The sequence below is a fragment of the Roseivivax sp. genome (assembly GCF_054552075.1).
In genome coordinates this window covers 63418-89977 of the sequence record NZ_JBTOLZ010000002.1, presented here as the reverse complement: position 1 = coordinate 89977, position 26560 = coordinate 63418, and the positions used below count along the sequence as shown (strand labels likewise).

The following is a 26560-nucleotide window of genomic DNA, read 5'->3' as shown; positions in this document are numbered from 1 at the left end:
TGTTCTTTTGACAATATGACGGTATCTTCCGTTCAAGTTTTGAAGCTGCTAGTTCGCAGTGCAACAATCAGGAAGCGAGAGTATGGGTAAAACCGGCAGCAAGAGCTCCGTCATCGTCGACAGCGAAAAGCGCCTCGGCACCGTCGATCCCGAAGCCTCCGACGACCAGGACAAGCTCTCGAGCCGGGATTTCGTCAGTTCGCTCTCGCGGGGGCTGTCGATCCTGTCCTCCTTCAGCCGCACCTCGCGCAAGATGACCCTGAGCGAGGTCGCCGCCGAGACCGAGATGAGCCGCGCCACCGCGCGCCGCTTCCTGCTGACGCTGGTGAAGGAAGGCTATGTCGTCACCGACGGCAAGCTCTTCGACCTGACGCCCAAGGTCCTGGACCTGGGCTTCTCAGTGCTCTCCAAGATCGGCATCTGGGACCGCGCGCGCCCCTTCATGGAGCGGCTCTCGGACCAGACCGGCGAAAGCTGCACGGCGGCGATCCTCGACGGGCTCGACGTGGTCTATGTGGCCGGGGTGCAGGCGCATAACATCATCTCGGTGGGCATCACCATCGGCAGCCGCCAGCCGGCCTTCTATACGGCCAACGGCCGGGTGTTGCTGGCCGCCCAGCCCGAGGAGAACTGGGACGGCATCATCGCCAATGCCCGCTTCGTGCCGCTGACCGCGCAGAGCGTGACCAACAAGGCCGAGTTCCGCGACATCCTCGCCGAGGTCCGCGAGAAGGGCTTTTCGCTGGTCGACCAGGAGCTCGAGGACGGGCTTCTGTCGATCGCGATCCCGTTGAAGTATCGCTCGGGCGTGCTGGCGGGGTCGATCAACATCGCGGTCCCCTCGATCCGCGCGACGCGGGAGACGATGCTGGAGACCTACCTGCCGAAGCTGCGCGAGACCGCGGAGCAGATCCAGGAGTCGCTGGCGCATTGAGGCGGGGGCTTGGCTCTGGTGAGCTGTGAAGTGAAGGCGGGTCGGGCGCGAACCTGACCTCAAGCCTCATCGCTCCCGGCACGCCCCCGACGTTCCCTCGACGCGGCACCACCTAACCCCGCGCCCCCTTGCGCCCGAATAGCACCGAAGGTGCCGGGCGCGCGCCGGACCGGCCCGATGGGCCGGCGCTCCTTGGGGTGGCGTGCCTAGTTCCCAGCTCGTCCTGACCTTGCTGCCATAAAGCGCCTCGCTCAGAGGTCAGCAGCGCCGGCCCCCGGTCCGGCGCGCGCCCTCTGTTGAGGCGGGTTGCGAGGGGGGCTTGTGGGGTGGTTGGGTCTTGGGGCCCTATGGGTTTCTTAGTTTCTAGGCCGCTAGGGTGCCGGATGGCTGAGGCTCCGGGCTTCAGGGGCCTCTAGGTTTCCGGAGCTATTCGGCCCACGACCTCAATGCCGGGAAACCTCACCACGCACCGGGATCCCCCGCGCCCTCAATCCCACCGCCCAAGCCAACCCTCACGCCCCAAGGGCCCCCAGTCGGCGCTCGGCACCCCTCACCCCCGCCAGCGCGCCGGGCTGTAGGGCGCCGCGTCGATCGGCACCTCGCCCCCAAGCGCCAGGGCCGCGGCGCTCTGGCCGACCACCGGCCCCAGCGTATAGCCCGCGTCGCCGGGCAGGGCGAGGTGGATGCGGCTTCCCGCCTCGAGCGGCCCGATCGTCGCCTTGCCGTCCACCGGCGTGTTGTAGCCCGCCCAGGTCCGCAGCACTCTCAGCCCGCCGATCCCCGGCGCGATCCGGGCGGCGAGCGCCACATTGCCCAGAAGGCTCTCCTTGCGGATGCCGGGCGCGCCCGCGCCCTCGGCCAGCCGGGCCTCCCAGCCGCCGCCGATCACCACCTGGCCCGAGCGGAACTGCTTGAGCGTGATCGGCCGCTCGGCGTGCTGCACGAGGTGGTGGATCTCATAGGCGCCGGCCTCGGTGATGTTCATGTGCAGCGGCTCGGGCGGGGTCGGGATACGAACAGCCGTGCTCGCCAAGAGCGCCGAGGTGCCCCAGGCGGTGGCCAGGAGGATCTGCCCCGCCGCGTGCCGCCGGGTGCCAAGCGCCGCCGGCGCGGCGCCGTCCTCCAGCGCGGTGATCCGGTCGCGGCGGATCTCCACGCCCGCGCGCTCCAGCGCGGCGCGCATCTTGCGGTTGGCCACCAGCGGGTTGAGCTTGCCCTCGTCGCGGCAAAGCTCGGCGCCGATGACCTCCTCCGAGAGCCAGGGCGCCATGCGGTGCAGCGCGTTGTGGCCCAGGATCTCCACGTCGAGACCCTTGGCGCGCTCGCGCTCGGCCTTCTCCTCGAGAAAGGCGAGCTGCGCCTCGCTTTCGGCCAGCATCAGCCCGCCCTCGCGGGTCAGCTCCACCCCGCCCAGCTCGGCGTCGAGCGCCTCCCAGGCCTTCACCGCCGACAGATACAGCGGCAGCGAGCTTTCCAGGTTCTCCGCCAGATGCGGGTTCAGCCGCAGGAAGCGGCTCTGCATCTGCACGTGCAGGCTGCCGGCATTGGCGGTGGAGCCCGCGTTCAGGCCCAGGTCGACCAGCGCCACCCGGGCGCCCGCGCGCGCGGCGGAAAGGGCGGCGCATTGCCCGGTGATGCCGCCGCCGACGACCAGGAGGTCGGGCCTAGCCATCGGTCTCCTCCGCAAGCAGGGCCTCGGCGGCGGTGATCGTGGCGATGTCGACGGGTTTGATCGGCACGCGCGGGGCAAAGTAGGACAGATCGCCCATGGGCGTGCCGCGCCGCCGCGCCATGAGCCCGGCCAAGGCGGGCGCGCAATAGCGGCCCTGGCAGCGGCCCATGCCGATGCGGGTGGCGCGTTTCAAGGCGCCGATGTCATGCGGGTCGTCGGAGAGCGCGGCGTCGAGTGCGGCTTTCTCCACCTCCTCGCAGCGGCAGACCAGGGTCTCGGGCGCGGCCTCCTCGAGCGGCGGGGCGGGGCTGTCGTAGACCCGCCAGAGCGCGTCCTGGAAGGCGCGGTGCCGGGCCAGCGTCGCGGCCTCTCCGGCGCTGGGGCCCGGGCCGCCCGCCGCCGCGCGGCCCGCGATCCGGCCTTCGAGCGCGGCCGCCGGCGCGCCGCCCAGCCCGCAGCAGTCGCCCACCGCGTAGACCCCGGCGATCGAGGTCCGGCAGTCCGGTGCGCGCTCGGGGCGGAGCTGGTCGAAACGCGCGTCATAGGTCATCGCGCAGTCGAGCAGGCGCAGGATCTCGTTCTGGGGCTGGAAGCCGTAGTTCAGGCAGACCGCGTCGGCGGTGATCCGGCCGCTGTGCCGGCCCTGTTCGTAATGCACGAGAAGCCCGCCCGCGGGCGCGGCCTCGATCCGGGTCGGGCGCAGGTCGTGGCGGGGCGCGATGCCCTGCCGTTTCAGCCCGGCCAGCATCGAGAGGCCCTTGCGCGCCAGCCCCGGGTCGCGGCGCATCATGGCAAGGCTCGCCAGGGGCCGCCGCCAGGGCGCCGGGGCGCTTTCGCCCAGTAGCGGGATCTCGGCCCCGCCCTCGGCCAGCTCCAGCGCCACCTGGGCCACCAGGGGGCCATTGCCGAAGAGCGCCACCCGCGCGCCCGGCAGCGCGCCGTAGCTGCGCCAGAGCGTCTGCGCCGCGCCCACGGTCATCACGCCGGGCAGGGTCCAGCCGGGGATCATCGCCGGGCGCTCGTAGGCCCCGGTCGCCACGATCAGCGCGCCGGGGCGGATGGCATAGACCGACGAGGGGTCGGCGGCGAGGATCTCGGGCCCGTCGAAGGCGCCCCAGACGGTGACCTCGGGCAGGATGGTGACCCCGGCGTCGCGGGCGCGGGCGACCAGCGCCTGGCCTTCGGCCTGCTGGGCGTCGAGCGGCGCGGCCTCGGGCCGGGCGGATTGCTTGAAATACTGACCCCCGGGCACCTTGCGCTCGTCCAGCAGGACCACCTCGGCGCCGGTCTCGCGGGCGGCGATGGCGGCGAAAAGCCCGCCCGCGCCGCCGCCCACCACGAGGACGCGCGGGGTGAGCCGATGCGCGCTGCGGCTGACCGCGGGCGGGGCGGTCAGGGCAGGGCGCGCAGGCTGCGGGGTAACTGCCATGCCGGGCGCCGCGGCGGTCATGCAGGCGCGCTGGTTCGGGCGTCCGTCGACGCTGACCAGGCAGTCCTGGCAGACGCCCATGCCACAGAAGATGCCGCGAGGCTTGCCTTTTTCGGTCTCGCGGAAGCCCCGGACGCCGGCCTCGGTCAGCGCCGCGGCAAGCGAGCTGCCGGGCGCACAGGAGACCTCCTGCCCGTCGAAGGTGAAGCTGATGCGGTCCAAGGCTCAGGCCTCCTTCAGGATGGCGCGGCGGGCGCGCAAAAGATCCGCCAGCGCGCGCTCGCGCCAGGCCCGGCGGGCGGGCAGCTGGTCCTCGGGCAGGAGCGCCCTGCGCGCCGCCTCGACCCGGTCAACCAGCGCCGGGGGCCAGTCGGGATGGGTCTCGCCGCGCGCCCGTCCGATGGCGGCATAGGCCGGGCCCAGCCGCTCGGCATGGCCGCGCACGCCGCCTTTCGTGTTCAGATCCGCCGTCTCGAAGGGCCCCGAGAGCGCCCAGCGGGGGCCGAGCCCGTCGCGCACCAGCCGGTCGAGCCCGGCGACATCCACCACGCCTTCCTCGACCAGCCGGTAGGCCTCGCGCAGGAGCGCGGACTGCAGGCGGTTGAAGACAAAGGCGGGCAGCTCCTGGCCCAGCACCACCGGGTCGAAGCCGGCCTCGGTGAAAAGCTCCGCCGCGCGGGACAGGCTCTCGGCCGCGGTGCCGGGGGCGGGGACCAGTTCGAGGACGCGGATCAGGCTCGGCGGGTTGGCGGGATGGGCGACAAGCGCGCGGCGCTGCGCCTCGGGCGCGGGCAGGATCGCCGAGATCGGGATCGCCGAGGAGGTCGTGGCCAGAAGCGTGTCGGCGCCGCTGCGCGACAGGAGGTCGGCGAAGATCGCGGATTTGACCTCGGTCTTCTCGGGCCCGGCCTCGAGGACCAGCGCGGCCTCGATGCGCGGAGGCAGGTCGGCGATGATCTGCACGCCCTCGAGCCCGCCGACGGGCAGCTCGGCGCGGGCCATGGCCTCGGCCTGGCGGGCCAGCCCCGCGGGTGCGGCCTCGCGGGCGCGGGCGTCGGGATCGCAGATCGTGACCGCCCAGCCCGCCGCGGCACAGGCCGCCGCGAAGCCGAGCCCGATGGGGCCTGCGCCGAGGATCAGGACGGAGGGAGCGTCTGGCATTTTGTCTGGCCTTCGGGTGTTCGTTATGTGAACATTTGTGCGAAATATGCGTCGCCGTCAACCGAGGCGCAGGGGAAAAGGGTGAGTCATGCTGGCAGGAAAGACAATACTTGTGACCGGGGCCTCGAAGGGCATCGGCCAGGCCATCGCGCGCGAGCTGGGCGCCCAGGGCGCGCGGGTGGTGGCGCATTACGGCGGCGACCGCGCCGGGGCCGAGGCGGCCATCGCGGGGCTGCCCGAGGGGCAGGGGATCGCGCTTTCCGCCGACCTAGCGGCGGAGGGCGGGGCCGACCGGCTCTTCGCCGACACGCTGGCGGCGGTGGGGCGGCTCGACGGCTTCGTGAACAACGCCGCGGTGATGCGTTTCGACGGCGGCATCGACGACGGCGACGACGCCTGGGAGCGGATCTGGGCCGAGACCTTCCAGGTCAATGTCTTCGCCGCCGCGCGGCTCCTGCGGCTGGCGGTGCGCCACTTCCGCGACACCGGCGGCGGCGAGATCGTCGGCATCTCGAGCTGGGCCGCGCAGAAGGGCGTCACCAACCCGCGCACCATCGCCTATGCGGCCTCCAAGGCGGCCTTCAAGGCGGCGCTGCAGACCGTGGCGACGGGCCATGCACGCGACCGGATCGGCACCTATATCATCGCGCCGGGCGTGGTCGACACGCAGATGTCGCGCGATTTCGCCGAAAGCCAGGGCGGCCGCGCGGTGGTCGAGGACCGGCTGGTCATGGGGGAATTCGTGCCGCCCTCGGACATCGCGACGCTGGCGGCCTTCTGCCTCTCGGGGCGGTGCCGGCATCTCTCGGGGGCGACGCTGGACGTGAACGGGGCGAGCTACATCCGCTGAGGCGGGCGCGGGGGCAGGGCGCCCCCGAAAGGCCCAATGACAAAGCGCCGGCCCGGGGCATCGGGCCGGCGCTGTCTTTTCCGCGGGCGCACAGAACGCGCCCCGCGCAGAAGCCGCACCTTCACACACCGGGCCACGCGGGCGGGTGCTCCCGCGCGGCCCGGCGCTGCCCGAGGGGCTCAGGAGGCCAGCTTCAGGTAGAAGGCATAGAGCTTCGGCAGGATCGAGGCGGGCTCGGGATGCCCCAGCGCCTCGGCGGCGTGATAAGGCCAGGCGGGATCGCGCAACAGCCCGCGCGCCAGCGACACCAGGTCCGCCTTGCCCTCGGCGACGATCGCATTGGCCATGACCGGATCGGTGATCATGCCCACCGCCATGGTCGGCAGCCCGGTCTCGGCGCGGATGCGCTCGGCGAAGGGCACCTGGAAGCCGGGCACCGGCTTCTGTTCGGCAAGCCGCATGCCCGCCGGGATGCCACCGCCCGAGGCGTCGAGCAGGTCGACGCCGACCTCCTTCAGCGCCGCCGAGAGCGCCACGCTGTCATCGAGCGTCAGCCCGCCGCCCTCGCCGTCGACGCAGGAGGCGCGGTAAAGGACCGGGGTCTCGGCCGGCACCGCGTCGCGGATCGCGCGGGCGACCTCGATGGGCAGGCGCATCCGGCCTTCGAGCGTGCCGCCATAGGCGTCGCTGCGGCGGTTGGAATAGGGCGACATGAAGCTGTGCAGCAGGTAGCCATGGGCGCCGTGGATCTCCACGCCGTCGAAGCCCGCCGCCAGCGCCCGCCGCGCGGTCGCCGCGAAATCCGCGACGATCGCCTCGATCTCGGGCAGCTCCAGCGCCTTCGGGACATGCCAGCCCTCGCGCGCGGGCACCGCCGAGGGGGCGTAGGTCTGCCAGGGCGGCTCGCTGCTTGCGGGATCGAGCGGGCCGCCGCCGTCCCAGGGCCGCATGGTCGAGGACTTGCCGCCCGCGTGGTTGATCTGGGCGAAGACAGGGATGCCCTCGCGCCGGTAGAGCGCGGTGATCGGCTTCCAGGCCGCGACCTGGGCGTCGTTGTAAAGCCCGGTGCAGCCGGGGCTGATGCGGCCCTCGGGGCTGATGCCGGTCGATTCCACGATCGCGCCCCCCAGCCCGGCGGTGGCATAGCGCCCGTGATGGGCGCGGTGCCAATCGTTGGGCAGCCCGTCGATGGCCTGGTACTGGCACATCGGCGCCATGACCACGCGGTTGCGGAAGGTGACGCCGCGCAGCGAGAAGGGGGTGAAGAGAGGCAGTTCGCTCATGCGGCCTTGCTTTCCAGTTCGTCCATCAGGCGGTCCATCTCGTCCATGATGCCCTTGAGCTTGGCCGCGCGGGCCTCGCCCTCGGCGCCGAGCGCGGCGAACTGCGTGAGCGGCGGGCGCACGTCGCCCACCGGGTAGCCCGCCGCCGCCGCCAGCGCCTTGGAGTAGCACTGGTGCCCATAGGTCGGATGGCCCTCGGCGATGGTGTGTTCGATCACGGTGATATGGCGCTGGATGCGCTTGGCGTCCTCGATCCGGCCGGCCTCGAGCATCTCCCAGATCCGGGTGGAGGCGCGCGGGATGTAGTTGCCGAAGGGGTTCACGTAGCCCTTGGCACCCAGGAGGAAGCTCTCGACGATGCGCTCGCCGGCGAAGACGTTCATCACCCCGTCGGTCTCCTCGACGATGTCGTAGACTCGGGCGACATCCATCGAGGCTTCCTTGATGTAACGCACCGTGTCGAAGGTCCGGGTCAGGCGCCCGACCAGCTTGGCCGACATGTCGACATTGGAGGTGAAGGGGTTGTTGTAAAGCATGATCGGCAGCCCGCAGGTGGCGGTGATGCCATCATAGTAGCCCAGGATCTCGTCCTCGGTGGGGGTGTAGTAATAAGGCGGGATGATCATCAGCCCGTCGGCCCCGGCGGCCTCGGCCTCGCGGGCGTAGCGCGCGGCGGTCGGCGTATGGGCGTTGGAGGCACCCACCAGCACGTCGATCCGGCCCGCCACATGGGCCACGCTGTCCTCGACATAGGCCGCGCGCTCGGCGTCGGTCAGGGTCAGGAACTCGCCCGTGGTGCCCAGCAGGATCACCCCCGGCACGCCCTGGGCGATCTGCCAGTCGAGGAAGCGGCGGTTCGCCTCGAGGTCGACGGCGCTGCCATCGGCGGTGAAGGGGGTGACGTTGACGGAATAGCTTCCGCGGAACTCTTTCATGTCTCTCTCCGGCGCGGGGGGGTCAGAGGGCGGCCCAGCCGGCCTCGGCCAGGATGGCGTGGCTGGCGATGATGTCGCCGTCGGGGTCGACGCCGGGCAGGTTGGCGTCGGTGATGATCTCGAGCACGGTCATCTTGTCGTAGCCGATGTCCTGCAGCGCCTCGAAGGAGGGCTTCACGTCGACGATGCCGGTGCCGAGCTTGTCGTGCTTGAAGACATCCGCCGGCGTGTCCGAAAGGTGCACGTTCTCGACCAGGTCGCCCAGCATGCGGATCGCGGCGGCGGCGTCCTCCTGGATGTAGACCGAGTTGCAGACGTCGAAGTTCACCCCGATGTCGCCGATCATGCCGCAAAGCTCCTTCATGTCCTCGGCCGAGGGGCGGTGGGTGAAGGGCACGTTCTCGAGAAGGATGCGCACGCCGGTGTCCTTGGCATGGGCCACCACCGCCTGGGCGCTTTCCACGAACCATTCGTCGAGCCAGGCCTTCGGCGGGTCGATCAGCCCGCCGTAGACGCCGGGGATCATCACCACATAGGGACAGTTCAGCTCGGCCGAGAGGTCCACCGCCTCGAAGTAGCGGTCGAGCGTGTATTGCCGCATCAGCCGGTCCGGGGCGTTGGGGTTGTTGTCGATCAGCGGGTAGCAGAAGCTGGTGATCTCGCAGCCCTCGCCGTCGAGCCAGGACTTGTAGGCGCGCCGGTCATCGCCGCTCATATCAGCAGGCCAGGTGTGCGGCGGGAAGATCATCTGTTCGAACTTGCGGTAGCCGAGCTCGTGCAGATGCTTCAGCGCGTCGAGCCCGGACATGGAATAGAGGAAGGGAAAGGTGCTCGCGGCGACCTGCAGTTCGGCCATTTGGGGATCTCCTGTCGGACAAATTGAACTGTTCATTATGCGGACAAAAGTTAGTATATCGGACAAAAGTTCGGATTCAACGGGATTCTGATCCATGCCGAGATTCGACCTGGCCGTCATCGGCGGCGGGCTAGCAGGCAGCGCCACGGCCTATTTTGCCGCCCGCGCGGGCGCGCGCGTGGCGCTGATCGAGCGGCGCGACGTGAACCTCGGGGCTTCGGGGTCGAACGCGGGCTCGATCCACGCGCAGATCCCCTTTGATCCCTTCCGCAGCCTCGGCGCCGACTGGGCGCGGCGCTTCTCGGCGACGCTGCCGCTGTTCCGCGCCTCGATCGCCCGCTGGGCCGAGCTCGAGCAGGAGCTGGGCGGCGACCTGGGGCTGGTGCGCAGGGGCGGGCTCATGGTGGCGGGCTCCGAGGCGGACCTGCGGGCGCTCGAGGTGAAGGCCGGGATCGAGCGGGCGGCGGGGCTCGAGGTCGACCTCTGGTCGGCCACGGAGCTGGCCGAGCGCGCGCCCTTCCTGGCCCCCGGCATGGTCGGCGGCGCCTTCTGCCCGATCGAGGGCAAGGCCGATCCCTTCAAGGTCGCGCCGCTCTTCGCCAAGCGCGCGGTGGAGGCGGGCGCCCGGCTCATCCGCGACGCCCATGTCAGCGCGATTTCGCCAGGGCAGGGCGGCTTCACGCTGACCACGACCGCGGGCGAGATCCGCGCCGAGAAGGTGGTGAACGCCGCCGGGGCCCATGCCGCCGACGTGGCGCGGCTGGTGGGGGTCGAAGTGCCGATCGAGGCCCATGCCATCCAGGTCGCGGTGACCGAGCGGCGCCCGCCGATCCTGCCCTGGCTTCTCTATTTCACCGACGAGAAGCTGACGCTGAAACAGGCCAGGGAGGGCGGCTTCCTGATCGGCGGCGGCTGGCCCGCGCGGCTGCGCGGCAGCCCGGTGGTCGATCACCGCTCGATGATCCGCAACCTCGCGCTGGCGGCGAAGCTGGTGCCCGCGGTGGCCGGCGTGGAGATCCTGCGCAGCTGGGCCGCCATGGTGAACGGCACCCGCGACTGGCGCCCGATCCTGGGCGAGGTGCCGCAGGTGCCGGGCTTTTTCCTGAACCTCTTTCCCTGGATGGGCTTCACTGCCGGGCCCGCGGTCTCCGAGGCGATCGCGGCCCTGGCGCTGGGCGAAGAGCCCAAGGTGGACCTGACGCCCTTCGCGCTGTGAGCGGGCGTGACAGAAGGTCGTTGCCTGCACGCGGTAAGTGCGCTATGCGAACATAAGTTCACATAATAGCATTGCTTCGCAAAATGAGGTGCGTGATGGAGATGTCGGAACTGCGCGTCGAGGCCAATCTGATCGACGGGCGCTGGTGCGGCGCCGAGGATGGCGGCACCCTCGAGGTCACCGATCCCGCCAGCGGCGCGGTGATCGGCACCGTGCCCAACAGCGGCACCGAGGAGACCCGCCGCGCCATCGCCGCCGCCCATCGCGCCTTCCCCGCCTATGCCGCGAAAAGCGTCGCCGAACGGGCCGAGCTGATGCGCGCGCTGCACCGCGAGATCGTCGCCCATGCCGACGCGCTTGCCGCGCTTCTGACCGCCGAACAGGGCAAGCCCCTGGCCGAGGCCAAGGCCGAGGTGCTGTCCTCGGCGGCCTACGTCCTCTGGTTCGCCGAGGAGGTCCGCCGCGCCCGGGGCGAGGTGATCCCCGCGGCAGTGCCGGGCCGCAAGCTTCTGACCACGCGCCATCCGGTCGGCGTGGTGGCGGCGATCACGCCCTGGAATTTCCCCTCCTCGATGCTGGCCCGCAAGCTCGGCCCGGCGCTGGCGGCGGGCTGCACCGTGGTGGTGAAGCCGGCCTCGGCCACGCCCTACAGCGGGCTTGTCTGGGGGCTTCTGGCCGAACGCGCGGGCTTTCCGCCGGGCGTGGTTAACATCGTGACCGGCTCGGCCCGGAAGATCGCCCAGGCGATCATGGACAGCCCCGAGGTGCGCAAGCTGACCTTCACCGGCTCCACTGAGATCGGCAAGGAGCTGATCCGCGGCGCCGCCGACACGGTCAAGACGGTCTCCATGGAGTTGGGCGGCAACGCGCCTTTCATCGTCTTCGACGACGCCGACCTCGATGCGGCGGTCGAGGGCGCGATGATCGCCAAGTTCCGCAACGCCGGGCAGACCTGCATCTGTTCGAACCGGGTCTACGTGCAGGCGGGCATCTATGACGCCTTCGTCGCGCGGCTGGCCGAACGCGCGGCCTCCATGAAGGTCGCCCCGGGCCAGGAGCCGGGCGCCGAGCAGGGCCCCATGGTCGACGCCCAGGCGCTGGCCAAGATCGAGGAGCTGGTCGCCGACGCGGTCTCGGCGGGCGGCCGGGTGCTGACCGGCGGCGCGCGCCACGCCCGCGGCGGGCTCTTCTACGCCCCCACGGTGATCGCCGATGCGACGCCCGAGATGCGCGTCACCCGCGAGGAGATCTTCGGTCCCGTCGCCCCGGTCTACCGCTTCGAGACCGAGGAGGAGGCGCTGCGCCTGGCCAATGACACCGAATACGGGCTGGCGGCCTATGCCTATACCCGCGACCTCGCCCGGACCTTCCGGCTGCAGGACGGTCTGGAATACGGGCTGATCGGCATCAACGAGGTGCTGATCGTCTCGCCCGAGGTGCCTTTCGGCGGGCTGAAACAGTCCGGGCTGGGCAAGGAAGGCGGCTGGCAGGGCCTCGATGACTACCTCGAGACGAAATACACCTGCATCGGCGGTCTCGCGTAATTTTCGCACATAAGTTCGTATAGTAAAAATCTCTGGACCGAATCTGAGAGGTCCATTAAAAAAGTTTTACTGAGAGAGGGCGGACTGAACCGCCCCGCGAAATCAGACGCGCCGCACCCTCCGTGCGCCGCCATTGTCCAACAAGGAGACCTTCCATGCGTCCATGGATGCCCGGCGCGCTGTGCGCCGCGCTGCTGGCGGCTGCGCCGCTGTCAGCGCAAGACGTTCTGACCATCGGGGTGCGGTCCGAGGCCAGTTCCCTCGATCCGCATTGGACCCAGCTGTCCGCCGACCTGCAGGTGCAGGAGCATATCTTCGAGAAGCTCGTGGCGCTCGACAGCGCCTCGCAGCCGGTGCCCGGGCTCGCGGTCTCCTGGGAGCCGCTCGACGAGACCACCTGGGAGTTCAAGCTGCGCGAGGGCGTGCGCTGGCACGACGGCGAAAGCTTCACCGCCGACGACGTGATCTTCACCTTCGACCGGCTGAAGGGCGGCATTTCCGGCGCGCCCGCCTCGCCGGCCTTCCAGCTCGACAAGGGCTCGAAGTCCTGGGAGAAGATCGACGATTACACCATCCATATCACCACCGACGGGCCTTATCCGACCGTCGCCGAGGACCTCGCGATGCTGCCCATCGTGGCCGAGCACGCGGCCCGCGGCGTCACGGAATCGGTGGATTTCAACTCCGGCCAGGCGGCGATCGGCACCGGGCCCTTCCTCTTCGAGGAATACAGCCCCGGCAGCCGCGTCACGGTGACGAAGAACCCCGACTGGTGGGGCGGTGAGGTCGCCTGGGACCAGGTCGTCTTCCGCCCGGTGACCCAGGACGCCTCGCGGCTCGCGGCGCTCCTGAACGGCGACGTCGACATCATCGACTACCCGCCCACCGTGGACCTGCCGCAGCTCCGCGAGGATCCCGATTTCACCGTCTCGACGATCCCCTCGGACCGGCTGATCTACCTGATGCCGGGCTACAAGCACGTCGAGCCCTTCATCACCGACAATGACGGCGAGGTCATGGTGCCGAACCCGCTGCGCGACTGGCGCGTGCGCAAGGCGCTGAGCCTGGCGGTCAACCGCGAGGCCATCCGCGACCGGATCATGGGCGGCGCCTCCTTGCCGGCCAAGAACATCGTGCCGCCGGGCTTCTTCGGCTACGTCGAGGAGCTCGAGGCCGATCCCTATGACCCCGAGGCGGCGCAGGCGCTGCTGGAAGAGGCCGGCTACGGCGAGGGCTTCCGCATCACGCTGCACGGTCCGAACGACCGCTACATCAACGACGCCCGCATCCTCGAGGCGGTCGCCCAGATGTGGAGCCGCGTGGGCATCACCACCGAGGTCGACGCCATGCCGCGCAACATCTTTTTCTCGCGGCTGATCCGCGGCGACGAGCTGTCGATGCCGGGCTTTGACGTGCCCGAGTTCTCCATGTCGATGACCGGCTGGGGCACCGTGGCGGGCGAGGCGACCTATACGGTCTCCGGCACGCTCGAGACCTACAACGCCGCGACCGGCGGCGGGAACGGCAACTTCGGGCGCTATTCCAACCCCGAGATCGACGCCCGCTCGGTCCTGGCCAAGCGCACCATCGACCCCGACACCCGGCGCGGCATCCTGCAGGAGGCGATCCGCATCGGCATGGCCGACTACGCCTACATCCCGCTGCACTTCCAGGTGAACAACTGGGCGATGCGCGCGGGCCTCGAGCACCAGCCGCGCACCAACGAGCGCACGCTGGCCACCGAGATCAGCCGCGTCGACTGATCGAAACCGAAGGACGAGGCGAAGAGCATGGCGGAGTTCATCATCAGGCGCGCGTTGCAGGCCCTTCTGGTCCTGCTCGTGATGACCCTTCTGGTGTTCTTCGGCGTGAACGTGATCGGCAACCCGGTCTATATCTTCGCCTCGTCCGAATGCGACCAGGCCTGCCTGACGGCGATCATCGAGGACCTGGGCCTCGACCGGCCGATCTGGCAGCAATATCTGACCTTCCTCGGCAACCTCCTGCAGGGCGACCTCGGGAAAAGCTTCACCCATGGCATCCCGGCGCTGGCGCTGATCTTCGAGCGGCTGCCGGCGACGCTGGAGCTGGCCTTCGCGGCGCTGGTGCTGGCGCTCGGCGCGGGGCTGCCCTTGGGCATCTACGCGGGGCTCCGCCCCGAGGGCTGGGGCGCAAAACTCATCATGGCCTTCTCCATGGTGGCCTTCTCGCTGCCGGTCTTCTGGATCGGGCTGATCATGATCCTGGTCTTCTCGGTGCAGCTGGGCTGGATGCCCTCGGTCGGGCGCGGCGAGACGGTGGACCTCGGCGGGCTGGAGCTGAGCTTCCTGACGCTCGACGGGCTGCACCACCTGGTCATGCCGGCGCTGACGCTGTCGCTGATCATGATGGCCATGGTGATCCGGCTGGCCCGGGCGGGCATGCGCGAGGTGCTGTTCTCGGATTACATCAAGTTCGCCCGCGCCAGCGGCATCCGCGAAAGCCGCATCCTCGGGGTGCATGTGCTGAAGAACATCCTCATTCCCATCGTCACCGTGCTGGGCATGGAGTTCGGCGGCGTCATCGCCTTCGCGGTGGTGGTCGAGTCGATCTTCAGCTGGCCCGGTGTCGGCAAGATGCTGATCGACGCCATCGCGGTGCTCGACCGGCCGCTGATCGTCGCTTACTTGATCTTCGTCGTCTTCATGTTCGTGATTCTGAACCTCTTGGTCGACATCCTCTACTCGGTGCTTGATCCGCGCATCCGCTTCGGAGGGCAGGAGCGATGAGCGGCGCCCGTCCCATGGCGCCCGCGGGCTCGGCCCGCGACCTCGCGGCGCGCTTCCTCGCCGATCCCGGCGCGGCCCTCGCGCTGGCGGTCTTCCTGGGCTTCTGCCTCCTGGGGTTTGGGGCGCCGCTCTTCGCGCCGCAGAACCCCTATGACCTGACCCAGGTCGACATCCTCGACAGCCTGATGCCGCCCGGCTCCGAAAGCTTCACCGGCATGACCTATTGGCTCGGCACCGACGGGCAGGGGCGCGACATGCTTTCGGCGATGCTCTACGGCATCCGCATCTCGCTGATCGTGGGGCTCTTGTCGGGGCTGCTGGCGCTGGCCTTCGGCACGCTCGTCGGGCTCACCGCCGCCTACCGGAGAGGCTGGGTCGACACGCTCCTGATGCGCATCGTCGATCTGCAGCTCAGCTTTCCGACCATCCTCGTGGCGCTGATCCTCTTGGTGATCCTGGGGCGCGGGGTGGACAAGATCATCTTCGCGCTGGTGGTCGTGCAATGGGCCTATTTCGCCCGGACGGTGCGCGGCGTGGCGCTCGTGGAAAGCGCGCGGGAATATGTCGACGCGGCGCGGGGGCTCCGGCTCGGGGGCCTGCGCATCCTCTTCGGGCACATCCTGCCCAACTGCCTGCCGACCATGCTGGTCGTGGGCACCATGCAGATGGCCATGGCGATCTCGCTCGAGGCGACGCTGTCCTTCCTGGGGCTCGGGCTGCCGCCGACGCGGCCCTCGCTGGGCCTCCTGATCGCCAACGGCTTCGACTACCTGCAATCCGGCCGCTACTGGATCTCGGTCCTGCCGGGGCTGGTGCTTCTGGCCATCATCATCAGCGCCAACGTCCTGGGCGACCGGCTGCGCGATGTGCTCAATCCGAAACTCTGAGGGGGCCATGGCACCGGTTCTGGACCTGAAAGCGCTGAACACCGGCTTCTTCACCGCCGCCGGAGAGATCCCGGCCCTGCGCGACGTCTCCTTCTCGCTCGGCCGGGGCGAGATCCTGGGGCTCGTGGGCGAAAGCGGTTCCGGCAAGTCGCTGACCGGCTTCTCGATCACCCGGCTGATCGCCGCACCGGGGCGGGTCACCGGCGGCGAAGTGCTGCTGCACGGGCAGGACCTGCTGCGCCTCGGCCCCGAGGCGATGCGGCGGGTGCGCGGCGCCAAGGTGGCGATGATCTTCCAGGACCCGATGATGACGCTGAACCCGGTGCTGCGCATCGGCACCCAGATCCGCGACGCGCTTCTGGCGCATGAGCGGCTTGGCCGGGCCGAGGTCCGCGCCCGGGCCATCGCGGCGCTCGACCAGGTGGGCATCCCCTCGCCCGAGGCGCGGCTCAAGGCCTATCCGCACCAGCTCTCGGGCGGGATGCGGCAGCGGGTGGCGATTGCCATCGCGCTCCTGCACGCGCCCGACCTGGTGATCGCCGACGAGCCGACGACGGCGCTCGACGTGACGATCCAGGGGCAGATCCTGGCGCTTGTGCAGCGGCTCTGCCGCGAGCGCGGGACGGCGCTGATCTGGATCAGCCACGATCTGTCGGTGGTGGCCGGGCTCGCCGACCGGATCGCGGTCATGTACGCCGGCCGCATCGTCGAGATCGGCGCGATGGACGACCTGCTCGATGATCCCGCCCATCCCTATACCCAGGGGCTGATCGCCTCGGTGCCGACGCCGGGGCGGCGGCAGGCGCGGCTGGCGCAGATCCCCGGGCGGATGCCGGCGCTGACCGATCTGCCGCCCGGCTGCGCCTTCGCCCCGCGCTGCCCGCGCGCGCAGGCCGCCTGCGAGGCCATGCCCGCCATGACCCCCGCCGGGGAAGGCCGCATGGCCCGCTGCCTCTACCCGCTGACGGGAGGTGCGGCATGACCGGCGAGGTGATCCTGAGAGCCCAAGGGCTGACCCGGCATTTCGGCGGAGGGGGCGACCTGGTGGCGCGCGGGCTGATGCGGCTGGGGCTGGCCAAGCCCCGCCCGGTGGTGCGCGCGGTCGAGGAGGTGAGCTTCGATCTGCACCGCGGCGAGGTGCTGGGCGTCGTGGGGGAATCTGGCTGCGGGAAAAGCACGCTCGGCCGCATGGTCGCCGGGCTTCTGCCGCCAAGCGCCGGGCGGCTCGATCTGCCGCGCGCGGCCGCGCCGGGGCGCGGCGCAGGGGCTGCGGGGCAGGGCGGTGTGGCCGCTTCGCCGGTGGGCGGCGGGACAGCAAACGGCACCGGGGCGACCAGCGCCCAGACCCAGGACCGCGGCACCGGGCCGACCGGCGCCGAGACCCAAGACCGCGGCGCCGCCCTGCCGATGCAGATGATCTTCCAGGACCCCTATGCCTCGCTCAACCCGCGCAAGCGCGTGCGCGACCTGATCGGCGAGGCCCCCCGCGTCCACCGCATCGCCAAGCCCGGCGAGATCGGCGCCTATGTCCAGGACATGATGGAGCGCTGCGGCATCGACCCGGGCTACCGCGACCGCTTCGCCCATGAGTTCTCGGGCGGCCAGCGCCAGCGCATCGGCATCGCCCGGGCGCTGGCCGTCACCCCCGAGATCCTAGTCTGCGACGAGGCCGTCTCGGCGCTCGACGTCTCGATCCAGGCGCAGATCCTCAATCTGTTCATGGACCTGCGCGACGAATTTGGTCTGACCTATCTGTTCATCTCGCATGACCTCGCGGTGATCGAGCATATCGCTGACCGGGTGCTGGTGATGTATCTCGGGCGGGTCGTCGAAAGCGGGCCGACCGAGGCGCTGTTTTCCGACCCCGCCCATCCCTACACCCGTTCGCTGATCGAGGGCGTGCCGCGGCTCGACCGCCGCCGCAAGGTCTTCGCCCCGATCGAGGGCGACATTCCCTCGCCGCTCGATCCGCCCTCGGGCTGCGCCTTCCATCCCCGCTGCCCGCTTGCCGTGGCGCGCTGCGTGAGCGAACCGCCGGCGCTGCGCGACATGGGGCAGGGCCGCTTGGCCGCCTGCCATCTCGCGGGCGCCCCATCCCAAACCGACGCGACAGACACAGAAGGAGAGACAGCGTGGCCAGCTACACCGACCGGATGAGCCGTTTCCGCAACTCGATCGACGGCAAGGCCGATCTGGTCTTTTTCCCCATGGGGACCGACCTGGACTACCTGACCGGCATCCACCGCGACATCCCCAACTACGGGCGTAACCTGCACCCCGGCATGTGGCTCGAGGGCTGCTGGCTGGCGCCGGGCCGCGAGCCGATCCTGACCCTGCCGCGCATGACCGCCGAGTTCGGCGCCGCCGGCGGCACCGAGGGCATGGACGTCCGGGTGCTGGGCGACTGGGACGACCCGGTGAAGATGGTCTCGGGCATCCTCAAGGACCTGGGCATCGGCGAGGGCGCGGTGATCGCGGTCAGCGACGACGCCGAGGCCGAAAGCCTGATCGAGCTGCAGAAGCTGGTGCCGGGCGTGCGCTTCGCCTCGGGCACCGCGCTGCTGCGCCCGATGCGGGTGATCAAGGACGCCGACGAGATCGAGAAGCTGCGCGAGGCGGGGCGGATCACCGAGGCGGCCTTTGACGCGACGGTCAAGCAGATGAAGATCGGCATGACCGAGCTCGAGGTCGCCGCCGAGATCGACTACCAGATGAAAAAGCACGGCTCGCTCGGGCCCTCCTTCACCACCGGGCTCTACAACTCCGGGCCGAACCACCCGCTGAACTTCGGCGACAAGCTCGCCACATGGCCGCGCAAGCTGACGCCGCCGGTCTCGGTGCTGTTTGACTTCGGCGCGGTGCTCGACGGGATGTGCTACGATTTCGGGCGCACCGTCTCGATCGGCGCGCCGAGCGAGGAGCAGGTCCTGGTGCACCGGCTGATCATGGAGAGCCAGCGCGCCGGCATCGCGGCGCTGAAGGCCGGGGCGACCACCTGCGAGGCGGTCGACAAGGCCGCGCGCGACGTGCTGGTCGATGCGGGCTACGGCGACAAGTTCCGCCACCGGCTGGGCCATGGCATCGGCTGGGACGTGCACGAGCCGCCTTTCCTCACCCATGGCGACACCACCCCGGTGGAAGAGGGCATGATCTTCACCATCGAGCCCTCGATCTTCCAGGAGGTCGGCGTCTCGGCCCGGGTCGAGGACTGCGTGGTCGCCCGCCCCGGCGGCGGCGAGGCGCTGACCACGGGTTTCCAGGAGCTGATCGTCATCGAGTGACGCTAAACATCCCCCGGGGGGCGGGCCGCGGCCTGGCCTCCGGGGCAAGGACAAGGGGAGCGGGGCCAATGATCGATCTCGGCGGGAAACGGGCGCTGATCACCGGCGGCGGGCGCGGGCTCGGCCGGGCGATCGGCGTGGCACTGGCCCGGGCCGGCGCCCGGATCGAGGTCCTGGACCTGCCCGACACGCTGGCCGCCGCCGCGCTGCCCGAGGATTGGGGTGCCCATGCGCTCGACCTGACCGACCCCGGCGCCGAGGCGGCGCTGACACGCATTCTCGACGGACTTGGCGGGCTCGATATCCTGGTCGCCAATGCCGGGCGTGTGCCGCCCTGGCGGCGCATCGCGGCGCTGGACCTCGCGGAATGGGACGCGGTCTTCGGGCTGAACGTCCGCGGCGTGGCGCTTTGCCTGAAATGCGCCGCCCCGCATCTGGCGCGGGCGGGGCAGGGCTCGGCCCTGCTCATGGCCTCGATCAACGGCTACCGGGCGCATCCCGACCAGGCGCTCTACACCGCGACGAAATACGCGGTCCTGGGGCTGGCGCGGGCCGCCGCGCTCGATCTCGGGCGAGAGGGCGTCCGGGTCAACGCGCTGGCGCCGGGCCCGATCCTGACCGAGGCGCTCGAGGGCCGGATCGCCGCCCGCGCCGCCGCCGGGGGCCCGAGCCTCGAGAGCGCGCTCTCCGCGCTTTCGGGCGAGACCGCGCTGGGACGCCTCGCCACCGAGGCCGATGTCGCCCATGCGGCGGCCTTCCTCTCGAGCCCGCTCGCCGCGGGCATCACCGGCATCTGCCTGCCCGTCGAGGCCGGGCTGGCCTGAGACCGCAGAGCTGCCCTCCATTCCCCCTCAAGACCGCAAGGATTTCCCCGATGATCGAATTCTTCTTCAACGCCGCGCCGAACCCCATGAAGGTGGCGCTTTTCCTCGAGGAAAGCGGGCTCGACTACCGCCCCGTGCCGGTCGAGACCAAGCGCGGCGAGCAGCACAGCGCGACCTTCCGCGCGATCAATCCCAACGCCAAGGTGCCGGCGATCCTCGACGAAGGGCAGCCGGTCTTCGACAGCAACGCAATCCTCTTGCACCTGGCCGAGAAGACCGGGCGGTTCCTCGGCGATCCCGCCCGGCGCGGGGAGATGCTCTCCTGGCTGTTCTTCATCGCCAGCGGCGTCGGCCCCTACTCGGGTCAATGCGTGCATTTCCGCCATTTCGCCGCCGAGAAAAGCGCCTATGCCGAGAAGCGCTACAGCTACGAGGCGCGGCGGCACTGGGGCATTATCGACGCCCGGCTCGAGGGCCAGGCCTTCATGATGGGCGAGGATTACACGATCCTCGACATGGCGGTCTGGGGCTGGGCCCCGCGCATCCCCTTCATGCTGGGCGAGGAGGCTGTGGCCGAGTTCCCCAACATCGCCCGCCTGATGGAGCGTCTGAACGCCCGCGAGGCGGCCCAGCGGGCGCTGGCGCTGCCGGGGAAGTTCCCCTTCCGCACCGAGATGGACGACGAGGCGGTGCGGCACATGTATCCGCAGATTTTTGCGTGAAGGGGGGGGAGAGCCTGGAATTGGAGCGGGCGGCGGGGGCCTGACACTGGAGGGGACGACGGAGTCTGACACTGGAGGCGGCGGCGAGGGCCCGACACTGGGTCACGCAGCGGCCGTCTGGACAGCGCGCGGTCCATAGCCCGCCCGCGCCTCTTGCGCCCGAACAGCATCGAAGATGCCGGGCGCGCGCCGGACCGGCCCCTTGGGCCGGCGCTCCTGCGAATGGCGCGCTTAGCTCACCCTTGGCCCTGACCTTGCGTGGATAAAGCGCATCGCTCTCCTGTCAGCAGCGCCGGCCCCCGGTCCGGCGCGCGCCCTCGGGTGTGACGGGTTTCGACCGGGCAGAGGTCTGCTTGAGAGGTGTGGCGAAAGCTCGAGCGTTGCGCTTTCCCAGCGGAATTTCCGATCTCAGGGGGCAAACGCCCTGTCAGCTTCCGCCCATTCTCGCCGACCGTGCCACCTCTTGCGCCCGAACAGCACCGAAGATGCCGGGCGCGCGCCGGACCGGCCCCTTGGGCCGGCGCTCTTTGGTATGGCGCGCTCAGCTCACCCTTCGTCCTGACCTTGCGTGGATAAAGCGCGCATCTCTCCCGTCAGCAGCGCCGGCCCCCGGTCCGGCGCGCGCCCTCTGGTGGGGCTTGTTGTGAGGGTGGTGGGGATGGCTTCTGCGGGGGGCGTTTGGATGGGCGGTTGCGCCGGCGGGAAGGTCTTGCCCGCGCAGCCGTCGCGGTCTCGCGCCCCATCCTAGCTTCCCACAAAAAAGCCCCGGGCCTCTCGCTTGAGGCGCCGGGGCGGAGGCCCGGGGCGGCGTGGAGGGCCGCCCGGCGGGGGAGAGCTCAGTCCTTCTCGACCAGGCGGTAGAAGACCAGGTCGGCGCTGGCGCCATGCACGTAGCCCTGGACCTTCTCGGCCATGCCGACCTGCAGGGTCGCCTGGAACATGATCATGAAGGGCGCGGTCTGCTGCACCTCGCGCTGCAGCTCGACATACATCTGTTCGCGCGCCTCGGGGTCGCTTTCGTTCAGCGCCGCGATGGTCTTCTTGTTCATCTCCTCGGGCACCGCCCAGGCGTTGCGCCAGGTGGTGGTGGAGGCATAGCCGTCGTCCGAATTGTCGGCGTTATAGGCAAAGGCCTTGGCGTTGGAATGCGGATCGTTGAAGTCCGGCCCCCAGTAGAGCATCACCGCCTCGTGCTCGCGCGCGCGATACTTGGTGATGATCGCCGCGGTGGTGCCGGGCACGATCTCGAAGTTGATCCCCGCCTCGGCAAAGCTCGCCTGGATCGACTGCGCCATGTCGGTGAAAGGCGCGAAGTTGAAGACGTCGAGCTCCACGGTGATCGGCAGCTCGACGCCGGCCTCCTGGAGGATCGACTTGGCCTTCTCGGGGTCGTAGCTGAAGGGCGTCTCCTCGAGCGCGCCGGGGAAGCCCTTGGGCCAGAAGGCCTGGTGGACCTCCATCTGCCCGTCGAGCAGCGTGCTGGTCAGACCCTCGTAGTCGATCAGGTAGCGCGAAGCCTCCCAGAGCGCCTCGTGGGTCAGGCTCTCGGTCTTCTGATTGTAGGCGATGAAATGCACCACGGCCTGGGGGTATTCCCCGACCTCGAAGCCCTCCTCGGGCAGGGCGGCGACCTGTTCGGGGGTCATGTTCCGGGCGATGTCCACATCGCCGTTCTCCAGGAGCAGCTGCTGCGTCGCGGCCTCGGCGACATGGCGGATGATCACCGAGCCGATCTTGGGGCCTTCCTTGTAGTAATCGGGATTGGCCGTCAGGCGCACCAGTTCCGAGGGACGGTAGGTCTCGAGCTTGAAGGGCCCGGAGCCGGCGGAGTTCTGGTTCAGCCAGGCGTTGCCCATGTCGCCGTCGACCGCGTGTTCGCGCACCAGCGCGCTGTCCACGATCGAGGCCGGCCGGGCGGCCAGCACGTTCATCACGAAGGCCGGGGAGAAGTCGCCGTCGTAGCGCAGCGTGACCTCGCGGCCCTCGCCGGTGACCATCTCCGAGATGTTCTCGGGGGTCCAGCCCAACTGGGTCAGGATGAAGGCCGGGTTCTTGTTCAGGGTCACGACCCGCTCGAAGGAGAACTTCACGTCCTCGGCGCTGACGAGGTTGCCGGAATGGAAGGTCACGCCCTCGCGCAGGGTGAAGGAGATGCTGCGCGCCTCTTCGTCCATCTCCCAGCTCTCGGCCAGGCCGCCGACGAGCTTGGTGGTGTCCTCGGCGTCGTATTGCACCAGCCGGTCGTAGACATTGGTGGCAATCTCGCTCGAGGTGAACTCATAGGCCTGGGCGGGATCGAGCGCGACGATGTCGTCGATGTTCTGCGCCACCACCAGCACGTCGTCGGGGGTCTTGGCCCAGGCCGGCCCCCCGGCGAGCGCCAGCGCGGTCAGCGCGGCGGTCAGGTTTCGGATCAGCACGTTCATCAAGTAGCCTCCTCTGTCGGCTGGCCGCCCGGTGGGCCCGGAATGCGGCACGGGAAGCGGCGGATGCCGCGGTCGGTAAAATATTTTTACTCTAGTCACGGCGGCCTTTACATTGAAAGAACTTTTGTTCGTAATGCGGACAAATTTCGCGAAAACCCGAGGCTCTGCGCGTGGCGGCACCGACACCCCCGATCTCCGAAGGCCCCAGGGCGCGGCACCGCGCCTGGGACGGCGGCACGGCCGTCCTGCGCTTTGCCACGGTGACCGCGCTGACCTTCCTGGGGCTTCTCGCGATCACCTTCTTCATCGGGCGAATCGTGCCCATCGACCCGGTGGTCGCCGTGGTCGGCGACCGCGCCAGCCAGGAGGTCTACCTGGCCACCCGCGAGGCCCTGGGCCTCGACCGGCCGCTCCTGGTGCAATTCGCGATCTACGTCCGCGACGTGGTCACGGGCGATCTCGGCGCCTCGCTCACCACCGGGCGGCCGGTGGTCGAGGACCTCAAGCGCTTCTTCCCCGCAACCTTCGAGATGGCGACCCTGGGCATCCTGATCGGCGTGAGCCTGGGCGTGCCCATGGGCGTCACCGCCGCGGCCCGGGCGGGCAGCTGGATCGACCAGGTGATCCGGGTCCTGGGCCTTCTGGGCTACGCGGTGCCGGCCTTCTGGATGGGGCTGGTGGCGCTGGCGGTCTTCTACGCGGGCCTCGGCTGGGTCGGCGGGCCCGGGCGCATCGACATCTTCTACGACGGGGTGGTCCCCACGGTGACCGGCCTTCTGACCGTCGACGCGCTGATCGCCGGCGACTGGCAGATCTTTCGCAACGCGGTCTCGCACCTGGTGCTGCCCTCGGCGATCCTGGGCTTCTTCAGCCTGGCCTATATCGCCCGGATGACCCGCAGCTTCATGCTCGACCAATTGGGCCAGGAGTTCGTCACCACCGCGCGGGTCAAGGGCGTGAGCCCGCGCGCGGTGATCTGGAAACACGCCTTCTACCCGATCCGGGTGCAGCTGGTAACGGTGATCGGCCTGTCCTACGCGGTGCTGCTCGAAGGCTCGGTCATGGTCGAGATCGTCTTCTCCTGGCCCGGCATCGGCAACTACCTGACCACCGCGCTTCTGCGCGCCGACATGAACGCGGTCCTCGGCGCGACCATCCTGATCGGCACGGTCTTCATCGTGATCAACCGCCTCTCCGACGTGCTCTACCGCGTCTTCGACCCGAGGAGCCGCTGATGGCGCGCCTGCATCTCTGGCTGACCGACGATGCGCCGGCCTCGCGCTGGCAGGCCCAGGCGGGGCAGGCCTTCCGGGTGGCGCGAAGCTTCGCGCGCTCGCCGCTCGCCATGCTCGGGGCGCTGATCATCCTGGTCCTGGTGGTCACCGCGCTTTTTGCACCCTTGCTCGCGCCTTCCTCGCCGGTGGGCCAGAACCTGGGCGAGCGGCTCCTGCCGCCGAGCTGGGCGCATTGGATGGGCACCGACGAGCTTGGCCGCGACATCCTGAGCCGGGTGATCCACGGCACCCGGATCACGCTTCTGATCGTGGTCATGGTGGCGCTGATCTCGGCGCCCATCGGCCTGGTGATCGGCGCGGTCGCGGGCTACTTCGGCGGCTGGACCGACCGGGTGCTCATGGCGATCACCGATGTCTTCCTGTCTCTGCCGAAGCTGATCATGGCGCTGGCCTTCGTGGCCGCGCTGGGGGCGGGGCTGCAGAACGCGATCATCGCCATCGCGGTGACCTCCTGGCCGGCCTATGCGCGCATCGCCCGGGCCGAGACGCTGACCTTCCGCAACTCCGAGTTCATCTCGGCGGTGACGCTGCAGGGGGCCTCGAGCCTGCGGGTCATCAGCCTGCATGTGATCCCGCTTTGCATGTCCTCGACGATCATCCGGGTGACGCTCGACATGGCGGGCATCATCCTGACCGCCGCGGGGCTGGGGTTCCTCGGCCTCGGCGCGCAGCCGCCCCTGCCGGAATGGGGGGCGATGATCTCGCGCGGGCGCAGCTTCATCCTCGATCAATGGTGGGTGGCGACCATGCCGGGCTTTGCGATCATCGTGGTCTCGCTGGGCTTCTGCTTTTTGGGCGACGGGCTGCGCGACGTGCTCGATCCGCGCCAAAGAGAGGGCCGATGACCGAACCGCTGCTTAGCGTGAAGAACCTGCGGGTGGAGTTCCCCGGCCCGCGCGGCCCGGTCGAGGTGGTGCGCGGGGTCTCCTTCGACCTCGGCCGCGAGCGGCTGGGCATCGTGGGCGAATCCGGCTCGGGCAAGTCGCTGACCGCCCGGGCGCTTCTGCGGCTGATCCCGCCGCCCGCGCGGGTCCGGCAGGAGGCGCTCCGCTTCGACGGGATGGACCTGGCCGCCATGTCCGAGCGCCAGATGCGCCGGGTGCGCGGGGCGCGGATCTCCATGGTGATGCAGGACCCGAAGTTCTCGCTGAACCCGGTGATGACCATCGGCAGCCAGATCGCCGAGGCTTTGCGCGTGCATGGCACCCTGCCGCGCGGGCAGATCCGGGCGCGGGTCATCGAGATGCTGACCCAGGTGCGCATCCACGACCCCGAGCACGTCATGGGCCTCTACCCCCACGAGGTCTCGGGCGGCATGGGCCAGCGGGTGATGATCGCGATGATGCTGATCCCCGAGCCCGACATCCTGATCGCCGACGAGCCGACCTCGGCGCTGGATGTGAGCGTGCAGGCGCAGGTGCTCGACCTGATCGAGACGATGATCGCGCGCAACGGCATGGGGCTGATCCTGATCAGCCACGACCTGAAGCTGGTGGCGCGTTACTGCGACCGGGTGCTGGTGATGTATCGCGGCGAGGTGGTCGAGGCTTTGGAGGCCGGGCGGCTCGACGCGGCGGCGCATCCCTATACCCGCGGGCTGCTCGAGTCGGTGCCGCGGATGAACGAGACGCGGCGGCTTCTGCCGGTGCTCGATCGGGCCTGGGACACCGAGGGGAGGGGCACATGAGCGCCGCGCTGGAGATCTCAGGTCTGAGCGTCCGCTACGGCCGCAGCACCGTGGTGCGCGAGGTCTCGTTTTCGGTGGCCCAGGGCGAGAGCTACGCGCTGGTCGGCGAAAGCGGTTCGGGCAAGTCGACGATCCTGCGCGCCGTGGTCGGCATGGCGCGCGACATCAGCGGCACGATCCGGCTTTCGGGCGAGTCGCTCGAGGGGCCGCGCGGGCGCGGCTTCGCACGGCACTGCCAGATGGTCTTCCAGGACCCCTATGCCTCATTGCACCCCCGCCGGACGGTGGACGCGGCGCTGAGCGAGCCCCTGGTGATCCATGGCATCGGCACGCGGGCCGACCGCGCCGACCGGGTGATCGAGATGATGCGGGCGGTGGGCCTCGACGAGCGCTTCCGCTTCCGCTTTCCGAACCAGATGTCGGGCGGCCAGCGCCAGCGCGTGGCCATCGCCCGGGCGCTGATGCTCGACCCCAAGCTCCTGCTGCTGGACGAGCCGACCTCGGCGCTGGACGTCAGCGTGCAGGCCGAGATCCTGAACCTGCTGGTGCGGCTCCGCGAGGAGCGCGGGCTGACCTATGTGCTCGTGACCCATGCCTTGCCGGTGGTGGGCTTCATGTGCGACCGGCTCGGGGTGCTGCGCAAGGGCCGCATGGTCGAAGAGGCCGAGGCGGGGCAGTTGCGCGAGGGACGGTTTTCCGATCCCTACGCGCAGGAGTTATACAGGTTCAGCCTGGGCGCCGGGGAGCGGCAGGGACAGGCCGGCTGAGTGTCCGGGACGGCGGGCGCGGC

General features: G+C 69.8%; 23 protein-coding genes. 16 read left to right on the top strand and 7 right to left on the bottom strand.

Annotation, left to right across the window (positions count from 1 at the left end):
• The first annotated feature begins 82 nt into the window (after positions 1 to 82).
• Positions 83 to 934 (top strand): IclR family transcriptional regulator domain-containing protein, encoded by an 852-nt coding sequence (locus ACX938_RS01955; protein WP_232752124.1) that lies wholly within the window; start codon positions 83 to 85, stop codon positions 932 to 934.
• Between the two features lie 550 nt (positions 935 to 1484).
• Here ACX938_RS01955 and ACX938_RS01950 read toward each other — a convergent pair.
• From ACX938_RS01950 to ACX938_RS01940, 3 genes are read right to left on the bottom strand one after another with little or no spacing between them, the layout of a single operon-like run.
• Positions 1485 to 2606, bottom strand: a complete 1122-nt coding sequence (locus ACX938_RS01950; RefSeq protein WP_459429767.1) for an NAD(P)/FAD-dependent oxidoreductase — start codon at positions 2604 to 2606, stop codon at positions 1485 to 1487.
• Positions 2599 to 4257 carry a 2Fe-2S iron-sulfur cluster-binding protein gene (locus ACX938_RS01945; protein WP_459429766.1) on the bottom strand — a complete coding sequence of 553 codons (1659 nt, stop codon included), beginning with the start codon at positions 4255 to 4257 and terminating at the stop codon, positions 2599 to 2601. Before ACX938_RS01945 ends, ACX938_RS01950 begins: the two co-directional genes overlap by 8 nt.
• Before the next feature lie 3 nt (positions 4258 to 4260).
• A complete protein-coding gene (locus tag ACX938_RS01940; RefSeq protein WP_459429765.1) occupies positions 4261 to 5196 on the bottom strand; it encodes a 3-hydroxyacyl-CoA dehydrogenase NAD-binding domain-containing protein in 936 nt (311 codons plus the stop codon).
• An 88-nt stretch (positions 5197 to 5284) separates the two neighbouring features.
• Here ACX938_RS01940 and ACX938_RS01935 point away from each other — a divergent pair, with 88 nt between their 5' ends.
• A complete protein-coding gene (locus ACX938_RS01935; protein ID WP_459429764.1) occupies positions 5285 to 6046 on the top strand; it encodes an SDR family NAD(P)-dependent oxidoreductase in 762 nt (253 codons plus the stop codon).
• Between the two features lie 179 nt (positions 6047 to 6225).
• Here ACX938_RS01935 and ACX938_RS01930 read toward each other — a convergent pair whose 3' ends face one another.
• The 3 genes from ACX938_RS01930 to ACX938_RS01920 are packed head-to-tail and all read right to left on the bottom strand — an operon-like array spanning position 6226 to position 9120.
• A complete protein-coding gene (locus ACX938_RS01930) occupies positions 6226 to 7329 on the bottom strand; it encodes an NADH:flavin oxidoreductase/NADH oxidase (RefSeq protein ID WP_459429763.1) in 1104 nt (367 codons plus the stop codon).
• Complete coding sequence (locus ACX938_RS01925) at positions 7326 to 8264, bottom strand: dihydrodipicolinate synthase family protein (protein WP_459429762.1); 939 nt, start codon at positions 8262 to 8264, stop codon at positions 7326 to 7328. The genes ACX938_RS01930 and ACX938_RS01925 overlap by 4 nt, the downstream gene beginning before the upstream one ends.
• Before the next feature lie 22 nt (positions 8265 to 8286).
• Positions 8287 to 9120, bottom strand: coding sequence for a sugar phosphate isomerase/epimerase family protein (locus ACX938_RS01920; protein ID WP_459429761.1), 834 nt, complete (start codon positions 9118 to 9120; stop codon positions 8287 to 8289).
• Between the two features lie 94 nt (positions 9121 to 9214).
• On the opposite strand from ACX938_RS01920, the gene ACX938_RS01915 reads away from it, so the two are divergent.
• The 10 genes from ACX938_RS01915 to ACX938_RS01870 all read left to right on the top strand — a co-directional run bounded on the left by ACX938_RS01915 (position 9215) and on the right by ACX938_RS01870 (position 20362).
• A complete protein-coding gene (locus ACX938_RS01915; RefSeq protein WP_459429760.1) occupies positions 9215 to 10336 on the top strand; it encodes an NAD(P)/FAD-dependent oxidoreductase in 1122 nt (373 codons plus the stop codon).
• A 101-nt stretch (positions 10337 to 10437) separates the two neighbouring features.
• Entirely contained in the window at positions 10438 to 11880 is a 1443-nt protein-coding gene (locus tag ACX938_RS01910; RefSeq protein WP_459429896.1) for an NAD-dependent succinate-semialdehyde dehydrogenase, read from the top strand.
• Between the two features lie 155 nt (positions 11881 to 12035).
• Entirely contained in the window at positions 12036 to 13643 is a 1608-nt protein-coding gene (locus ACX938_RS01905) for an ABC transporter substrate-binding protein (protein WP_459429759.1), read from the top strand.
• 27 nt (positions 13644 to 13670) lie between these two features.
• The gene (locus ACX938_RS01900) at positions 13671 to 14648 is read left to right on the top strand and encodes an ABC transporter permease (protein ID WP_459429758.1); all 978 of its coding nucleotides are present in this window, start codon (positions 13671 to 13673) and stop codon (positions 14646 to 14648) included.
• Entirely contained in the window at positions 14645 to 15535 is an 891-nt protein-coding gene (locus ACX938_RS01895) for an ABC transporter permease (protein WP_232752113.1), read from the top strand. The genes ACX938_RS01900 and ACX938_RS01895 overlap by 4 nt, the downstream gene beginning before the upstream one ends.
• A gap of 7 nt (positions 15536 to 15542) precedes the next feature.
• Complete coding sequence (locus ACX938_RS01890) at positions 15543 to 16517, top strand: ABC transporter ATP-binding protein (protein WP_459429757.1); 975 nt, start codon at positions 15543 to 15545, stop codon at positions 16515 to 16517.
• On the top strand, positions 16514 to 17692 hold the full coding sequence (locus tag ACX938_RS01885; RefSeq protein WP_459429756.1) for an ABC transporter ATP-binding protein: 1179 nt from the start codon (positions 16514 to 16516) through the stop codon (positions 17690 to 17692). Before ACX938_RS01890 ends, ACX938_RS01885 begins: the two co-directional genes overlap by 4 nt.
• Positions 17668 to 18816, top strand: a complete 1149-nt coding sequence (locus ACX938_RS01880; RefSeq protein ID WP_459429755.1) for a M24 family metallopeptidase — start codon at positions 17668 to 17670, stop codon at positions 18814 to 18816. Before ACX938_RS01885 ends, ACX938_RS01880 begins: the two co-directional genes overlap by 25 nt.
• Before the next feature lie 68 nt (positions 18817 to 18884).
• Positions 18885 to 19640, top strand: coding sequence for an SDR family NAD(P)-dependent oxidoreductase (locus ACX938_RS01875; protein ID WP_459429754.1), 756 nt, complete (start codon positions 18885 to 18887; stop codon positions 19638 to 19640).
• A gap of 50 nt (positions 19641 to 19690) precedes the next feature.
• On the top strand, positions 19691 to 20362 hold the full coding sequence (locus ACX938_RS01870; RefSeq protein WP_459429753.1) for a glutathione S-transferase family protein: 672 nt from the start codon (positions 19691 to 19693) through the stop codon (positions 20360 to 20362).
• Between the two features lie 836 nt (positions 20363 to 21198).
• Here the strand turns inward: ACX938_RS01870 and ACX938_RS01865 are convergent.
• Positions 21199 to 22788 carry an ABC transporter substrate-binding protein gene (locus ACX938_RS01865; RefSeq protein ID WP_459429752.1) on the bottom strand — a complete coding sequence of 530 codons (1590 nt, stop codon included), beginning with the start codon at positions 22786 to 22788 and terminating at the stop codon, positions 21199 to 21201.
• A 245-nt stretch (positions 22789 to 23033) separates the two neighbouring features.
• Here ACX938_RS01865 and ACX938_RS01860 point away from each other — a divergent pair, with 245 nt between their 5' ends.
• The 4 genes from ACX938_RS01860 to ACX938_RS01845 are packed head-to-tail and all read left to right on the top strand — an operon-like array spanning position 23034 to position 26537.
• On the top strand, positions 23034 to 24023 hold the full coding sequence (locus ACX938_RS01860) for an ABC transporter permease (protein WP_459429895.1): 990 nt from the start codon (positions 23034 to 23036) through the stop codon (positions 24021 to 24023).
• Positions 24023 to 24928, top strand: coding sequence for an ABC transporter permease (locus tag ACX938_RS01855; protein ID WP_459429751.1), 906 nt, complete (start codon positions 24023 to 24025; stop codon positions 24926 to 24928). The genes ACX938_RS01860 and ACX938_RS01855 overlap by 1 nt, the downstream gene beginning before the upstream one ends.
• Positions 24925 to 25770 (top strand): ABC transporter ATP-binding protein, encoded by an 846-nt coding sequence (locus tag ACX938_RS01850; protein WP_232752105.1) that lies wholly within the window; start codon positions 24925 to 24927, stop codon positions 25768 to 25770. The genes ACX938_RS01855 and ACX938_RS01850 overlap by 4 nt, the downstream gene beginning before the upstream one ends.
• Entirely contained in the window at positions 25767 to 26537 is a 771-nt protein-coding gene (locus ACX938_RS01845) for an ABC transporter ATP-binding protein (protein ID WP_459429750.1), read from the top strand. The genes ACX938_RS01850 and ACX938_RS01845 overlap by 4 nt, the downstream gene beginning before the upstream one ends.
• Positions 26538 to 26560: the final 23 nt, after the last annotated feature.

Excerpts from the sequence above, each read along its gene's own strand:
- ACX938_RS01940 (WP_459429765.1), bottom strand. The coding sequence starts at position 5,196 with ATGCCAGACGCTCCCTCCGTCCTGATCCTCGGCGCAGGCCCCATCGGG.
- ACX938_RS01925 (WP_459429762.1), bottom strand. The coding sequence starts at position 8,264 with ATGAAAGAGTTCCGCGGAAGCTATTCCGTCAACGTCACCCCCTTCACC.
- ACX938_RS01890 (WP_459429757.1), top strand. The coding sequence starts at position 15,543 with ATGGCACCGGTTCTGGACCTGAAAGCGCTGAACACCGGCTTCTTCACC.
- ACX938_RS01885 (WP_459429756.1), top strand. The coding sequence starts at position 16,514 with ATGACCGGCGAGGTGATCCTGAGAGCCCAAGGGCTGACCCGGCATTTC.
- ACX938_RS01900 (WP_459429758.1), top strand. The coding sequence starts at position 13,671 with ATGGCGGAGTTCATCATCAGGCGCGCGTTGCAGGCCCTTCTGGTCCTG.
- ACX938_RS01865 (WP_459429752.1), bottom strand. The coding sequence starts at position 22,788 with ATGAACGTGCTGATCCGAAACCTGACCGCCGCGCTGACCGCGCTGGCG.
- ACX938_RS01920 (WP_459429761.1), bottom strand. The coding sequence starts at position 9,120 with ATGGCCGAACTGCAGGTCGCCGCGAGCACCTTTCCCTTCCTCTATTCC.
- ACX938_RS01930 (WP_459429763.1), bottom strand. The coding sequence starts at position 7,329 with ATGAGCGAACTGCCTCTCTTCACCCCCTTCTCGCTGCGCGGCGTCACC.
- ACX938_RS01935 (WP_459429764.1), top strand. The coding sequence starts at position 5,285 with ATGCTGGCAGGAAAGACAATACTTGTGACCGGGGCCTCGAAGGGCATC.
- ACX938_RS01870 (WP_459429753.1), top strand. The coding sequence starts at position 19,691 with ATGATCGAATTCTTCTTCAACGCCGCGCCGAACCCCATGAAGGTGGCG.
- ACX938_RS01845 (WP_459429750.1), top strand. The coding sequence starts at position 25,767 with ATGAGCGCCGCGCTGGAGATCTCAGGTCTGAGCGTCCGCTACGGCCGC.
- ACX938_RS01915 (WP_459429760.1), top strand. The coding sequence starts at position 9,215 with ATGCCGAGATTCGACCTGGCCGTCATCGGCGGCGGGCTAGCAGGCAGC.
- ACX938_RS01910 (WP_459429896.1), top strand. The coding sequence starts at position 10,438 with ATGTCGGAACTGCGCGTCGAGGCCAATCTGATCGACGGGCGCTGGTGC.
- ACX938_RS01855 (WP_459429751.1), top strand. The coding sequence starts at position 24,023 with ATGGCGCGCCTGCATCTCTGGCTGACCGACGATGCGCCGGCCTCGCGC.
- ACX938_RS01905 (WP_459429759.1), top strand. The coding sequence starts at position 12,036 with ATGCGTCCATGGATGCCCGGCGCGCTGTGCGCCGCGCTGCTGGCGGCT.
- ACX938_RS01950 (WP_459429767.1), bottom strand. The coding sequence starts at position 2,606 with ATGGCTAGGCCCGACCTCCTGGTCGTCGGCGGCGGCATCACCGGGCAA.
- ACX938_RS01895 (WP_232752113.1), top strand. The coding sequence starts at position 14,645 with ATGAGCGGCGCCCGTCCCATGGCGCCCGCGGGCTCGGCCCGCGACCTC.
- ACX938_RS01875 (WP_459429754.1), top strand. The coding sequence starts at position 18,885 with ATGATCGATCTCGGCGGGAAACGGGCGCTGATCACCGGCGGCGGGCGC.
- ACX938_RS01850 (WP_232752105.1), top strand. The coding sequence starts at position 24,925 with ATGACCGAACCGCTGCTTAGCGTGAAGAACCTGCGGGTGGAGTTCCCC.
- ACX938_RS01955 (WP_232752124.1), top strand. The coding sequence starts at position 83 with ATGGGTAAAACCGGCAGCAAGAGCTCCGTCATCGTCGACAGCGAAAAG.